Origin of the sequence: Terriglobus sp. YAF25, assembly GCF_052113305.1 — a bacterium.
GTDB lineage: Bacteria > Acidobacteriota > Terriglobia > Terriglobales > Acidobacteriaceae > Terriglobus.
In genome coordinates this window covers 1-14,802 of sequence record NZ_JBFRCY010000112.1, presented here as the reverse complement: position 1 = coordinate 14,802, position 14,802 = coordinate 1, and the positions used below count along the sequence as shown (strand labels likewise).

General features: G+C 60.0%; 11 protein-coding genes. 6 read left to right on the top strand and 5 right to left on the bottom strand.

From position 1 onward, the window contains the following. Positions 1–205 precede the first annotated feature (205 nt). Entirely contained in the window at positions 206–1,192 is a 987-nt protein-coding gene (locus AB4043_RS06525) for an aldo/keto reductase (RefSeq protein ID WP_442302790.1), read from the top strand. A gap of 141 nt (positions 1,193–1,333) precedes the next feature. Here the strand turns inward: AB4043_RS06525 and pdxR are convergent, their stop codons facing one another. Further along, a complete protein-coding gene (pdxR, locus tag AB4043_RS06520) occupies positions 1,334–2,773 on the bottom strand; it encodes a MocR-like pyridoxine biosynthesis transcription factor PdxR (protein ID WP_442302789.1) in 1,440 nt (479 codons plus the stop codon). 72 nt (positions 2,774–2,845) lie between these two features. Here pdxR and AB4043_RS06515 point away from each other — a divergent pair, with 72 nt between their 5' ends. The 3 genes from AB4043_RS06515 to AB4043_RS06505 all read left to right on the top strand — a co-directional run bounded on the left by AB4043_RS06515 (position 2,846) and on the right by AB4043_RS06505 (position 5,130). After that, entirely contained in the window at positions 2,846–3,481 is a 636-nt protein-coding gene (locus AB4043_RS06515; RefSeq protein ID WP_442302788.1) for a pyridoxamine 5'-phosphate oxidase family protein, read from the top strand. A gap of 194 nt (positions 3,482–3,675) precedes the next feature. Continuing rightward, positions 3,676–4,203, top strand: a complete 528-nt coding sequence (locus AB4043_RS06510) for a hypothetical protein (RefSeq protein WP_442302787.1) — start codon at positions 3,676–3,678, stop codon at positions 4,201–4,203. Between the two features lie 264 nt (positions 4,204–4,467). Continuing rightward, the gene (locus tag AB4043_RS06505; protein ID WP_442306706.1) at positions 4,468–5,130 is read left to right on the top strand and encodes a CatA-like O-acetyltransferase; all 663 of its coding nucleotides are present in this window, start codon (positions 4,468–4,470) and stop codon (positions 5,128–5,130) included. Positions 5,131–6,438: 1,308 nt separating this feature from the next. Here the strand turns inward: AB4043_RS06505 and AB4043_RS06500 are convergent. The 3 genes from AB4043_RS06500 to AB4043_RS06490 form a co-directional block, all read right to left on the bottom strand. After that, entirely contained in the window at positions 6,439–7,119 is a 681-nt protein-coding gene (locus AB4043_RS06500; RefSeq protein ID WP_442306705.1) for a DNA-3-methyladenine glycosylase, read from the bottom strand. 289 nt (positions 7,120–7,408) lie between these two features. Then, positions 7,409–7,885: a methylated-DNA--[protein]-cysteine S-methyltransferase gene (locus AB4043_RS06495; protein WP_442306704.1), complete on the bottom strand. Its 477-nt coding sequence runs from the start codon at positions 7,883–7,885 to the stop codon at positions 7,409–7,411. A 23-nt stretch (positions 7,886–7,908) separates the two neighbouring features. Further along, positions 7,909–9,381, bottom strand: a complete 1,473-nt coding sequence (locus AB4043_RS06490; RefSeq protein ID WP_442302782.1) for an AlkA N-terminal domain-containing protein — start codon at positions 9,379–9,381, stop codon at positions 7,909–7,911. Positions 9,382–9,859: 478 nt separating this feature from the next. On the opposite strand from AB4043_RS06490, the gene AB4043_RS06485 reads away from it, so the two are divergent. After that, positions 9,860–11,644 (top strand): TonB family protein, encoded by a 1,785-nt coding sequence (locus AB4043_RS06485; RefSeq protein ID WP_442306703.1) that lies wholly within the window; start codon positions 9,860–9,862, stop codon positions 11,642–11,644. 222 nt (positions 11,645–11,866) lie between these two features. Beyond that, entirely contained in the window at positions 11,867–13,573 is a 1,707-nt protein-coding gene (locus AB4043_RS06480) for a sensor domain-containing diguanylate cyclase (protein ID WP_442302780.1), read from the top strand. A gap of 235 nt (positions 13,574–13,808) precedes the next feature. On the opposite strand, the gene AB4043_RS06475 is transcribed toward AB4043_RS06480, so the two are convergent. Further along, positions 13,809–14,654 (bottom strand): MFS transporter, encoded by an 846-nt coding sequence (locus AB4043_RS06475; protein WP_442306702.1) that lies wholly within the window; start codon positions 14,652–14,654, stop codon positions 13,809–13,811. Positions 14,655–14,802: the final 148 nt, after the last annotated feature.

Below are 14,802 nucleotides of genomic sequence, written 5' to 3'. Positions count from 1 at the left end.
GCGCAGCATGCCTATTGCGCCATATCACATACAAACCACGCCAACTTCGGCGGCGCGGAATGGCGTATCTTGCAGGGAGATTGGCGGGTGATGTTGGGCGCCGCCGGCCGGTACAGGATTATCGTCAGAGCATCGGAACACTGCCTCCTGCACTCCAACAGGCACGGAGTGGTCAACGGCAGACGGTGTTCAGGAGGAAAACAAGATGCAGAAGCGTCTCTTAGGAAAGAGCAACCTCGAAGTCTCGGCGCTCGGTTTTGGCTGCATGGGACTCAGCTCCGGGTTTGGCCCGCCGACCGAGAGGTCGCAGGCCGTCTCCCTCATCCGCGCGGCCTTCGATCGCGGCGTCACCTTCTTTGATACGGCGGAGGCCTATGGACCGTACCTCAACGAAGAGGTCGTCGGTGAGGCCCTGGCTCCGGTGCGCGACCAAGTGGTGATCGCCACCAAGTTCGGGTTCCGCTTTGCCGACGGCAAAATCGCCGGACTGAACAGTCATCCCGATCGCATCCGCGAGCATGTAGAAGCGGCGCTGAAGCGGCTCCGCACCGATGTGATCGATCTGCTCTATCAGCATCGCGTCGATCCGGAGGTGCCGATCGAAGATGTCGCCGGCACGGTGAAAGAACTCATCGCACAGGGCAAGGTCAAGCACTTCGGTATGTCCGAGGCCGGCGCGAAGACCATTCGCCGTGCACACGCCGTGCAGCCGGTCACCGCTCTGCAGAGCGAGTATTCGCTCTGGTGGCGCGAACCCGAAGAGGAGATTCTTCCCACACTCGAAGAGCTCGGCATCGGCTTTGTCCCTTTCAGCCCACTGGGCAAAGGGTTTCTCACCGGCGCCATCAACCAGAACACAGAATTCGCCCAGAACGACTTCCGCAACCTCTCCCCCCGCTTCAACGAAGAGAACCGGAAGGCCAATCAGACACTCGTTGATGTGTTGGGTTCCATCGCGGAGGCGAAGAACGCTACCCGTGCACAGATCGCCCTGGCGTGGCTGCTCGCGCAGAAGCCGTGGATCGTACCTATCCCAGGCACCACCAAGCTGCATCGCCTGGAAGAGAACCTCGGCGGGGCGAACGTCACGCTGACTGCAGGAGACCTCAAACAGATTGACGAAGCACTCGCGGGCATYGAAGTTCTGGGAGAACGGTATCCGGAGTTCCTGCAGCGCATGATCGATCGGTAGAACGAAACATCTATTTCCTGCCCGGGTGCCCCACCCTCGCAACGCTAGGGTGGGTTGGGAAGCCACAAAACATCTGGGGTATTCCGTACCCACCCTAGCGTTGCGAGGGTGGGGCACCCGGTGGGAAAAGGCTGCGTTCCATTACGTCTCCAGCACGCCCTTCAACCGCCGCACGCCTTCTCGAATCTCCGTCTCCCGCAACCGCGCAAATCCTAAGATCAGTCCCGGCCTCAACGGCTTGCCAACATAGTGCCCAGAGACTCCATAGATCCCAACACCACGCTCGGCCGCGCGCGTGATCACCGCTGCCTCGTCGATACGGCGCTTTGGCCAGAGAACGATGTGCGCGCCTGCACCCTGTCCCGTCACCGTCACCTCATCGCCGAAGACATCCTCCACCGACTCCAGCAAAGCATCACGGCGCGCTACATTGCTTCGCCGCAGCCGCCGCAGATGGCGCTCATACATGCCGCTGATAAGAAACTCCGCCAGCGTCTGCTGTTCCAGGGTTGAGGTGTGACGGTCACACAGCCACTTTGCCGCCATCAGTGCCGGCATCAACGAACGTGGAGCGATCAGATAGCCGATACGCAGTGCCGGAAAGACCGTCCGTGAAAATGTCCCCAGATAGAGCACGCGGCCCTCGCGATCCAGTCCCTGCAACGACTCCAGCGCCTGGCCTCCATAGCGGAACTCGCCATCGTAGTCGTCTTCCACGATCACCGCGCGATTGCGCTTAGCCCAGTCCAACAGCTCCAACCGGCGCGAGAGCGGCAGCACCGCACCCGTCGGAAACTGGTGCGACGGCGTCACAAAGACCATCCGGGCCTCTGCGGGAATCTTTGCCGGCACAATGCCTTCGTGATCCACCGGCACCGACCGCACGCGCGCTCGTGCCGCGCGAAGCCCCTCGCGAATGCCGCGATATCCGGGATCCTCAATCGCGACCGAGTCCTCCGGCTCTACCAGCACACGTATGATCAGGTCCAGCGCCTGTGCCGATCCGTTCACGATCAACACCTGCGATGCATCGCACACCACACCACGCGAACGCTTCAGATGTGCCGCGATGGCCTCCTGCAACTCCGGAGATCCAGCCGCGGAGCCGTAATCCAGCTCATGCACCGGAGCCTTGCGGGCACTGCGCAGCAACATGCGCCTCCACGCCTCGAACGGAAATAGATCGATGTTGCTGCGGCCATAGACAAAGTCATACCGCAGGGGCCGCGGTCGACGATCGGCTGCACCCAGCTCCGCGGCCGTCTGCTCCACAAGCTTGCCGAAGCGCGACATCCGGAACCGCGTGGTGTGCATCCGCTCCTGCACGGCACGCAGATTCAGCGCATCGGTCACATAGGTTCCCGCACCGCGGCGGCCGGCGACGTATCCCTCAGCCAGCAGTTGATCGTAGGCAAGCAGCACGACCGTGCGCGAGACATGAAGCTGTTCCGCCAATTCGCGTGTTGACGGCAGCCGCTCGCCGGATCGCAATTTGCCCGCCAGCACGGCATCGCGCAGGCCATGATAGATCTGCCGGGAGAGCGGTTCACCAGTCGAAGAAATTGGTATCACCAGATTCATAAAAAGTGGACCTTTGAGATTACCACGCAGTCTGGCACGATGAAATCCATGACAGATCAGGTACAAAGGCCCATGACCGAGCGTTCCCAGGTAAGACGTGTTCCCAAGCGCGCCGCCTACGACGCCGCCACCATTCACGCCATCCTGGATGCGGCGTTTCTGGCCCACGTCGGCTTCGTCGTCGAAGGACAGCCATTCGTTATTCCCACGCTCTACGGTCGCAGGGGCGACAAGTTGTATCTCCACGGCTCGGCGGCCAGTCGCATGCTTCGCGAGTCGGGTAAGAGCATCCCGCTCTGTATCACCGTCACGCTGGTCGATGCCCTGGTGCTGGCTCGCTCTGCCTTTCATCACTCGATGAACTACCGCTCGGTGGTCGCCTTCGGTAACGCGCGTCTGATCGATGGCGCGGAGCAGAAGAATGAGGCTCTCCGCCTGATCTCTGACCATCTCCTCGCCGGCCGGTGGGATGAGGTGCGGCCGCCTACTGCACAGGAACTCAAGGCGACGTCGGTGCTGGAGTTCACCATCGAAGAGGCCTCCGCCAAAACCAGAAGCGGCTTCCCAGTCGATGATGAAGAAGATTATGCGCTGCCGGTATGGGCAGGCATTCTGCCTCTGCCGGTCATACCGCAGGCGCCCGTCGCCGACCCGCAACTCCCCGCCGATATTGCTGTATCTGCAAGCGTTAGAGCATTTTCTCTGTAGGTGTAGCGCAGGGCTTCCGGATCTATGGGCGTTTTCCGCAATGAAAACGCCGCGGCACTTCTCTTCCGGGATACCCAGAAACAGGGAAAATGCTCTAGCAACCGATTTACCCGGTGACCGGGGACTACTAACCCGATCACCGGTCTGCCGGTCTAATATGGAGACGACATTTTCGGTCTGGAAGGAGAGGTCCTATGCGCCGCTATTACCTTCTCGCCCTTGCCGCACTGCTTTCCACGACAGGCTACCCACAACAGCCGTCGCCGGTCGTCCAGTATCGGCTTCCCGAACTTCAGGCCTCGCCCGCTGCCTGCCCCATCGGTTTTACCGCGCGTGCCAGCGGAACAGCGGTGATGGTGCAGACAAAGGATGGAAGGGGCAAAGAGTCCGCCCACTCCGTCGCGCTGCAATTCAAGAGCAACGATACCCGCCGTGTTGAAAGCGCAACGGTGACGATCCACGGCATCCGGCAGACAAACCTCTATCTCAAGACCCGCGGTGCTACCCAAGCCAACATCTCCCGCACGTTCTATCTGCATCCCAACGTGGGATCAGATGGACTGGCACAGGATCAGGTCTCAGTAGCGGGAATCACCACACTGCGATCGGCCGAAATTACCGAGATGCGTTATAGCGACGGAACAGTCTGGCATCCTTCAAAACTCTCAGCCTGCCAGGCAGCGATCAGCGGTTTTCGGCTCATCAATACGCCTGTTAAGTAAGAGTTATGGAGCGGGCCCCTTTAACCGCAGTGGGTATAGAGACCTGGGGCGTCGCCCCAGGCTGGTATAGAACGCGCCTTCAGCGCTTGAAGCCTACACCTTTTGTTTGTCATTTCGTAGTGACCGAAGGGAACGGAGAAATCTGCTTTTTAACTCATTTTCTCTACCCGGGTGCCCCGCCCTCGCAACGCTAGGGTGGGTGGGGACTACCGCAAATTTCGAACAACCCACCGACCCATTAACATAAAAAACATGCAGGAGTTCGTGATCGGCAACAAGCAGAAGGTAGACCTCGAAACCTGGGAGCGCCGCTCCATCTTCAACTTCTTCAAAAACTTCAGCGAGCCCTATCACGGCGTATGTCTTCGCATGGACTGCACCGAGACCTTCCACTACGCCAAAGAGCATGGCCTCTCCGTCTTCCTCTCCCTGGTGCATCGTTCACTCGTCGCCTCTCACCTGGTGGAGAACTTCAAGACCCGCATCGTCGACGGTGAGGTGTGGCGCTATGACCAGATCCATGGCGGCAGCGCGATCGGCAGATCGAACGGCACCATCGGCTTCGGCCACTATCAGTTCCGCGAAGGGATCCAGCAGTTCGTACACGAAGCTTCTCTCAAGGTCGATGAAGTAAAACAGCGCGACGATATCGAGCGCTTTCCGGAAGACAACCTGATCCGCTTCTCCGTGCTTCCCTGGTTCGACTTCACCTCCATCTCCCACGCAAGGGAGTTCGCACGAGTTGACTCTGCACCGAGGGTCACCTTCGGCAAGATCAGAGACGCGGACGGACGCTGCACCATGCCCGTCTCTATCCACGCGCATCACGCCCTGGTAGATGGCCTGCATGTCGCGCAGTTCGTCGAACGCTTTCAGGAGTTGCTGCTCGCCCCGGAGGCTCAGCCGGCGCTGCGCAGTGGCGCATAACGGGAAATTCATTGCCGCACACATCCCCTCGGGATACGCTTTTCTTCATGCGCACGACCCGTCTTCGTAATACCATCGCAGTTCTTGCGGCCTTCGGCCTTAGTCTCACTGCCTCTGCACAGATGGAGCATCATCACCACGATGCCGCACCGCCGGCCGCGTCAGAGAAGCTCGGCGCCGTCTCCTTCCCCACAAGCTGCGCCGTCACATCGCAAAAACCCATGGAGCGCGGTGTAGCGCTGTTGCACTCGTTCGGATATACCGAAGCGCAGCAACAGTTCGAGGCCATTGCAAAAGCTGACCCCACCTGTGCGATGGCTCACTGGGGCATTGCGATGACACAGTTCCGGCCGCTGTGGGAGCGCCCTGATGCACAGGCGCTCAAGCTCGGCGCCGAAGAGATGGCCAAAACCCGCGCCCTGGCCGGCAGTGCCACGCCGCTTGAACACGGCTACATCGATGCCCTCAGCGCCCTGTACAAACCGGAGACCACGGCCTACGAGCAACGCACCTCCGACTACGAACGCGCCATGGAAGCGCTGCACGCCGGCTTTCCCAACGATGTAGAGGTGGCGGCCTTCGATGCCTTGGCTATTCTTGCCGCCGCGCCACCCAACGAAGGGAACCTGGAACATCCGCGGAAGGCGCTCGCCATCCTGCAGCCGCTCTTTGCGGCGCATCCCAATCATCCCGGCCTGGCGCACTACATCGTGCACACCTGCGATACACCGGCACTTGCTCCTCAGGGACTGCAGGCGGCTCGCGTCTACGCTTCTATCGCACCATCGTCCGCACACGCTCTGCACATGCCCGGACACATCTTTGCCCGTCTGGGCATGTGGCAGGAAGATATCTCGTCCAACCTTGCTTCGATGGCAGCATCGGAAAAGGCAGAGAAAGCGCACCAGACCGGCGCCGCACACCAGATGCACGCAGATGAGTTCCTGATCTATGCCTGGCTACAGACCGGTGACGACGAGAAAGCCCGCGCTCTGACCGCGAAGATGCGCTCTGTCTCGGCAGAGATGGCGGCCATGCCGTATATGGACGACATGAAAGACTACGGCCCTTTCTTCGACAATGAGCTGCACTCGATCTACGTGCTGGAAATGCGTGACTGGAAATCCGCCGCTGCATTGCAGATCGCACCGAAGGCGCCTCCCTCGTCGCAGTTCTACGTGTACTGGGCAAACGGCCTGGCCGCAGGACATCTCCACGATGCAGCCGCGCTCGATACGGCGATTCACAATATGGATGGCGAGATCGAAGCGGTAAAGCAGTCTCCCTTCGCATGGCTGATCGATGTACTCAATATTCAGCGTTATGAGCTCGTCGGCTGGAAGAGCCTTCTCGCAGGCAAGCCGGACGACGCCATTGCCTCGATGCAATCCGCAACTGCACTGCAAGACAAACTCGGCCAGCAGGAGGTCGACCTGCCGGCGCATGAGATCTTCGCCGATATGCTGTGATGATCTCTCCAGCTTTATAACCATCGTCGAAGATGCGGAGGGCGGCATCGGGTTCTGTCATATCGATGCCATCTTCCGTCTTCCGCGCAATGCCGAGGGCCTGGCACAAACGTCCAGGTCCTCCCGTAAGCTGCTTTGCAGATGCCTTGGGCGTTAGCTTCCGAAGCCTCGCCATCGTCTCCAGACCTTGCAGTGGATAGAGAGCGCGAAAGAGCACTCCGCCTGCATGTCCATCGGGCAAACACGATACGTTCAGGCAGTAATACATACCGTAGATGAAATACACATACGCCACTCCCGGCGGCCCGAAGAGCACGGCGTTGCGTGACGTGCGTCCGATATATGCATGCGAGGCCGGATCTTCGAGGCCGAAGTACGCTTCTACTTCGGTGATCCTGCCGCTTAGCTCTTCATCCCCCAGACGGCGCACCAGCACCTTGCCCAGCAGCGCCTTCGCTACGACATCGGGAGTTCGCTCATAAAAGCGGCTTTCAAGCTGGATCGGACGTTTCTTTCTCATCGTTCTTATTTGATTCTCAACCCTAGGGTGTGTCATCAAACTCCTGCCGTCAGCGCCGGGAGCAGATTTTTCTGAGGTCTAGGAGYGAGGAGMGAACTGTAGCTGGTCTACTGGAACGACGAGYGACGAAGAGATCGGGAAAATCTGCCCCGGCCCCTCGGGTTGCGGCGCAAATTCGCCCATACTTCGTTRTCGWCCTCGRCTGTGGRCCCGCCACAGCCTTCGGCCTCYGCCTCGTCTGAACAAATTTGCGCTCGCAACGCTGGCGACAGGAGTTTGATGACACACCCTAGCTCTCCATATCGAGAAGCCGAGCCTTTACATCCAGACCTCCGGCGAAGCCTGTCAACTTACCGGAAGAGCCGATCACCCGATGACAAGGCACAACGATAGAGATCGGATTACGTCCGTTCGCCGCCCCCACGGCACGGCTTGCGGAAGGCCGTCCCAATTGCTTCGCCAGTTGCCCGTAGCTCCGTGTMTCTCCGTATGGGATCGCGAGCAGAGCCTCCCACACATCTTTCTGAAATGTGGTTCCTCGCATATCCAGCGGCAGATCGAAGGCCCGGCGTGAGCCGGCGAAGTACTCCTCAAGCTGGCGTTCCACCTTCAACAGGACCGGATGCCTGTCGTTCTCGACCAGGCCTGTCAGAGGAACGCGTCGCGGGCTATCGTTCTCCCACAGGATGGCTGCCAATCCCTTATCACTCGCAACCAGTTTCAGTGCCCCGACCGGGCTCTCGACAAATTTATAGGCGAGGTTCATTGCATGCTCCTTCCTGGTGGTTGTTACTTCGAATCTCCATCCGCTGCCCAGAGATGTTGTGCGGCATAGGCTCGCCAGGGTCTCCATGTCTCGGCCCTGATGTGGAGCTGCTTCGCCGTCAGCAGATCGCCTGTCACCGTCTTCGCTCCCCGCAGTAGGCCGACATCCGATGCAGGAAAAGCGTCGACCTCTCGCAGAGCCCGCAGAGCGATGTACTGTGCCGTCCACTCGCCAACTCCAGGAATGGCTTTCAGAGACGCAATCGCCTGCTCTATCGAACTCGCCGACTGAAAGATCTCAGGCGACTTCGCTGCGGCACGTGTCACCGATCGCAATGTTTCGAGCCGGGCTGCCGGCATACCGAGACCAAGCGATGACGCCTTTGCCAGGTGCTTCGCCGCAGGAAAGGCATGCGTAAGATCGGGATGCATACCTCCGCCAGACGGCAGAGCCCTGCCGTGCAGCTCAACCAGCTTTCCCGCTAAACGTCTCGCTGCGGCGACACTGACCTGCTGTCCCAGCACGGCGCGGATCGCGAGCTCAAAGCCATCCCATCCTCCCGGCGCCCGGAGCCCCGGCCTGCGGGCAACAAACGGCGCAAGCTGCGCATCGCGCGCAAGATGCTCATCGATGGTGCCGATATCGATATTCAAATCGAACTGCCGGCGTACCCGATGCACAATCGCGGGCAGTGCCTTTACGCTGGGGAATTGAATCGTCACGCACAGGCTCTCGCGTTTGGGCAGATGCTTAACCGCAATCGCGCCCAGCTCACCATCAAGTTCGATGACGCGGTGATAGACACGATTGGCAACCACCTCCACCCCGGGGATCGCGCGTGCTTCAAGAAAATGCAGCATCGCGTCCCAATCGTAGGGAGGCCGGTAACGCAGCCGAAGCATCGTGCCGGCCTCTGTTGCCACAACACTCGATCTGCGGCGCAGCGCGCTGGGAGGTCGGTGAAAGAGATTCTGAAAGACCTCGTTAAATCGGCGCAGGCTGCTGAAGCCCGAGGCCAGGGCCACTTCCGTCATCGGTAGATCTGTATCGTGAATCAACTGCTTCGCAAACAGGACACGACGGGTCTGCGCCACGGCGATGGGTGACGCTCCAAGATGCTGTAGAAACAGCCGCCGTAGCTGGCGCTCGCCTACGCCGAGCCTCTCGGCCAGGGTTTCAACCGTCTGCGCTTGACCATCCAGGGCGCCTTCTTCGATCAGCCTCAGCGCGCGCGAGACGGTGCTGCTTGTTCCCTGCCATGCCGCAAGCTGAGGCGCCGTCTCAGGGCGGCAACGCAGGCACGGACGGTAGCCGGCCTCCTGCGCTGCGGCAGCGGAGCTGTAAAACGTGCAGTTCTCAAACTTCGCCGTGCGTGCCGGACATACGGGCCGGCAGTAAATTCCGGTGGATTTGACGCCCACAAAGATCTGACCGTCGAAACGCGCGTCACGACTCTGCAGCGCCCTGTAAGCGACCGCCTTATCGGGGACAACCATGCCATAAGTGTCGCTTGCTCGCACCCCGGAATACTCGCGGAATTCGGACATCAATGAAAAGAAGGATGTCCCTTGCATTACGTCATGTCAGGCGAGCGTAGGAGGAACGAAACGCAGAAGGCTCTCGACGCGCGCAGCTGGACTAGAGCATTTTTTCCTGCCGGTGTCGTGAAGGCTTGTGCATCTCTATGGGCGTTTCCTCAATGAAAATGCCGCTGCTGGCTCCTCCCCCGGAATACCCAGCAACAGGGAAAATACTCTAACTATGCGCTCTTCAATCACTTAGCTCATCAGAACAGGGCGCCTTTCACCGGCCCGTCATAGCTAACGTGCTTCTCCGTACAAAGGAAAGTAAGATCTTTCCTCAACTTCGCGACCCGGTCGAAACAACACGAGGGGGTTTTATGTGTCTCTAAACGTGAGTCGGTGCCAGATCTGTACCAGGTCTACGCGTAGGCGGATAGGGAGTGTTTTAAGAGTGTTGCAGCCACTACAGCTCGAAGAGGTGAAGAGTCGTTACGCAAATGAGATCGCTGAATTGCGAGACTTCCTCCAGAAAGCTGGTTGTACCCCTGGAGCGCCCGAATCGCTGCGCGCCATCGTCAATCGGTTACAGCGAGACCGCTCGTTTCATCGCGATCTGACCTCGTACATCTGGGTCGCCATTCACAGCGGCCATCGAAACATCAGCTACGCCGACCTGCTTGGCGTACTGGCGGTTGCAGCCGCCGGCGGCCGGTATGCGGCTGAAGCAGAGGAAGACGACGCGCACGCCCTGCTTCGCTTTGTTATCGAAGCGCGAGAATCGCTCGATGGAACAAGCCGGCAAAAGACCCCACCGCCTATCGATCATCTCCCGCCAATCGTCCCGGCGTCTGTAGCCCCACCGCCGCCGGTCGAGCCCAAAGCGGTCCATCCGCAACCCGCTAAGCCAGAACCGACCCCGCAACAGTCTGTAGAGGGACAGCCCGTCCAGTCACAACCGGTGCAGTCACGACGTGGCCGCTCGCGGCACGTCCGGTTGCAGCAGGTCGAACCACAGCACGTCGAGCCGCAGCACGCTGAGCCACAGCACGCTGAGCCGCAGCACGCTGAGCCACAGCAGGCGGAGCTGCAACAGGCCGAGCCGCAGCAGATTGAGCCACAGCAGGCCGAGCCGCAGCAGATTGAGCCACAGCAGGCCGAGTCACAGCCTGTCGAGCCAAGGCCGGTAGAGCCAAAGACCGTCTACGATCATGAGCCGTTTTATCCGCACGCACGTCCTTTTCCCGAAGAGTTCTCTCCTCTGAAAGACGAAGAGGAAGGCACGGGCACGCGGAAACGTTTGATCTGGCTCACAGTGTTTTTTTTGGTGGCCGGTTTAATCGCCAGGGTCGCGTTCCACAATCGCACCATTCTGGATGAGACCGCCGCACCTGCGACAACCGCTCCGGCGGAGAGCCCTGCTCCAGGCTCTACTCCTCCCAGCCCTCGCYCTACCCCCTCCAGTCCTCGCATCGACACAGCGCCGGCGCCCGCACCCGAGCCCGAGGTGGCCGCACCTACTCCTCCTGCAACGGAGGAACGAGGCGGTCGCACTCCGGGCGCCGGCACACGGGCGCGGGGTGCCCACAGACCTCCGCCAGTGAACTCCCCGGCCTCCGCTTATCCCTCAACTCCCTTAGCATCTCCGCAGCCTCGCGTCACGACTCCATCCGGCCCGGCTCCAAAGATCCCCCCTCCACCTGAATCTCACTCAGCGCCAACTCCGGCTCCCGCGACGATCCCGGCTACGCGCCCTGCCTCTCCCTCTGGGCCGGATCTCACTAACACCGACCGAGGCCGCGCAGTCCCCCGCCTTTTACGCCGCACTCCGGAAGATCAGGCAGAGCTGGCCGACGCATCGCCACCCGCGAACTTGCCGTCTCCCACCAAACCGTCCACGGCCGCGGCGTCCAGACCCGCTCCCGTTGCCGCTCCAGCAGCACCACACGGTAGCGTCCGGGCCATCTCGCTGGGGGTAAATGCGTCCAATGTTCTTTACAGCCCCACCCCGGTTTACCCCCAGGCTGCTTCTGACGCGCATATACAAGGCGACGTGAAGGTAGAAACTAATGTCGACCGTAATGGCAACGTCGCTTCCGTACGCGTCGTCAGTGGGCCGCCGCTCCTGCGGGATGCCGCACTCGATGCAGCGCAGCGCTGGCGCTACCGCCCACACTTCATCGGAGGCGAGCAGGCTGGCATGAGCGCCATCACGGTCTTCGAGTTCCAGTTGCCGTAAAACCCTTAAATGCCCTGGCGTCTCTCATAAAACACACCGATTTGCCGATATGATCCAGATCCGCTGTCTCTATGAACTTTCAGCGGCGTTAGGAGATTTATTTGCGGTTTACCGCCAATATCCTAAAATATTGCAATCTGTGGTTCACCGTTGAGCTACTCAGAAGAACCTCGCTCTCTGGATAGCTTGGCTTACGGGGTCCCTTTCCCCGTGGCAATGTCGATGCAGAAGCAGCTATCCAATCCGAAGGCTCCCCTCATCCTGACGCTGCTTGCGGCTCTTGGATCGATCTGCTTCGCCGTGGGTTCCGGACTCTTTCTCTACAGCAATACAGAAAAGCTGATCGCTGCCCGCGAGTGGGTCGAACACACGCAACAGAGCCAGCTTGCGATTGAACGGTTGTCGCGACAGGTCGAGCGCATCGATACACAGACACGGCTGTACGCGGCCAACCATGATGACAGTGCATTGCGCTCCGCGGTTTCAGCAGCAATCGCCCTGCAAAGCGGATCGCTGCGCATGAAAAGCCTGCTCGCCGACAATCGCAAGCAGGACCAAAATGTCGAGCAGATCCAGGAGTGCGCAAACCACCTGCTCGGTACGCTGACCTCGCAACCGCAAGCACCCGAGCTTCGCGAGGAGACGGTGCAGTGCCAGCACTCCCTGTCCCTGATGGCGGCCCAGGAAGGTGACCTGCTCCGGCAGAGAAACCAGGCATCAGAGAGCCGTTCCAAGTTGTCCTTCGTGACCGAGCTGACGGTCGTTCTCATTACGGTAGTGGTCCTGCTCGCCCTCTTCGGTCTGTTGGTACGCGACATCATCATGCGGAACCGGATCGCACGACATCGGGAAGAAGCCTCCGCCGAGCTGGAAGAGAGCAACCGAGGCCTGGAAGCAAGCATGAAGACTCTCCAGCAGCTGGCCGACGAGGGTGTGCTGCTCTCTGCGTTCCGTGACGATCTGCAGCTCTGCACCACAACTGACGAGGTCTATGAGGCGGCATGCGTCCGCTTCCCTCAGATCTTTCCACAGACAAGCGGAGCAATCTGCATCATCAATAACTCGCGGAATGCGCTGGAGAGCATGTCGACCTGGGGAGAGTCGTCAAGCCAGATCTCCGAGGTCTTTCCGCCGGATGCCTGCTGCGGCCTGCGCATGGGACAGTTTCGCTTCCGCAAACCGGGTGCTTCAGAGGTCCAGTGCGGGCACTTTGTCGGCAAACCTCCGGTGCGTTACGCCTGTGTCCCCCTCATGGCGCAAGGCGAGACGCTGGGGATAGTCTTTCTCCAGTGCCCCACGGAGGAGATCGCAGCACAGGTCGAGACCAGAAACGAAGCTCTCCGTCAGCTCGTACAGCTCACAGCGATCACGCTGGCCAGCATCGACCTTCGCAACAAACTGGAAGCTCAGTCCGTTCGCGACTCCCTCACCGGCCTGTTCAATCGTCACTTCATGGAGATCGCCCTGGACCGCGAGCTGGCCCGCGCCGCACGCCGCAAGAATATGCTGGCGGTCTTTATGGTCGACGTCGACCATTTCAAGACATTCAACGATCGCTACAGCCACGCGACCGGCGACAGTGTGCTCAAGAAGGTTGCCAAAGTCATCGGCGCTTCCATCCGAACGGAAGATGTTGCCTGCCGGTACGGCGGCGAAGAGTTCACCATCATCGTGCCCGACACGACCATTGAGGCCGCGCAGGAGAGAGCGGAACGTCTACGTGTCGCAGTCGAGGCGCTGCCGGCGGCTCTGGAGAACGGCCTCCACACCCATGTGACAATCTCAATTGGCATTTCCATCTTCCCAAATCATGCAACCTCACCCGATCACCTGTTGCGCAGGGCCGATGAGGCTCTCTATCGCGCAAAGCACGAAGGCCGCAACTGCGTGCGGGTTGCAGATTCTGTAGCAGAAGTTGTGCTTACCTAACCCCCCATGCACAGGGTGCCCCATCCATCGCATCGCAATGGGTGGGATATCGCGCTACGCGCGAGCATTGTTGCCGTGCAAAGCGAATCAGGGTCCATTAAAAATTACGGAAGCCAAGACTATAGAACTATAGGACGGGCCTTCAGCCCTCTTGCTCTTCTTGGCCCGGAGACCTGGGGCGTTGCCCCAGGCTGGTATAGAACGCGCCTTCAGCGCTCAGTGTCGAACCAGCCCTCTACTCCTCCGAACCCAGGGGCGCTAACACTTCCACGGTCGCCATCGTCTCTGCTTCCTCGCCCACATCCGGCTTATGGATATCCGGCAGAAACCCGGTAAGCAGACCAAGAGCCGGCAAGACCGAGCAGACCTTGTAGACGAAGTCGATGCTGGTGCGGTCCGCAAGCGCGCCAAGGACGGCCGCCCCTAATCCACCCAATCCGAACGCGAGCCCGAAGAACAAACCGGAGACCATGCCGACCCGGCCCGGCAGGAGCTCCTGCGCGTACACCAGAATCGCCGAGAATGCGGAAGCGATCACCAGCCCAATCACAACGCTGAGCGCGACCGTCACCGGCAGAGCGACATAGGGCAACAACAGCGTGAGCGGCAGCACACCCAGGATCGAGATCCAGATCACCTTCTTGCGCCCGATGCGATCGCCCACCGGGCCGCCGATCACCGTGCCCGCAGCCACTGCCGCGAGAAACAGGAACAGGTAGAGCTGCGCATCGCGTTCGCCGGTGTGGAAGTGCTGCATCAGGTAGAAGACGTAATAACTGGTGATGCTGGCCAGATAGAAGTACTTGGACAGCGTCAGCATAATCAGAACCGCCAATGCCCCGCCGATCCGCTTCCTGCTCAGATTCAGCGTGTGCTTCACTGCAGCATGCTTCTTTTGAATCGCCTGGCCGTGCTGCTTATACCAGTGACCAAGACCTGTCAGCAGAACAATCCCAAAGAGCGCTGCCAACGTAAACCATGCCAGGCTCTTCTGTCCTTGGGGAAGCACAACGAAGGCAATCAGCAACGGTCCAAGCGAAGAGCCGAAGTTCCCTCCCACCTGGAAGACGGACTGTGCCATGCCATGAGCTCCCAAAGAGCGCTGCCAACGTAAACCATGCCAGGCACTTCTGTCCTTGGGGAAGCACAACGAAGGCAATCAGCAACGGTCCAAGCGAAGAGCCGAAGTTCCCTCCCACCTGGAAGACGGACTGTGCCATGCCATGAGC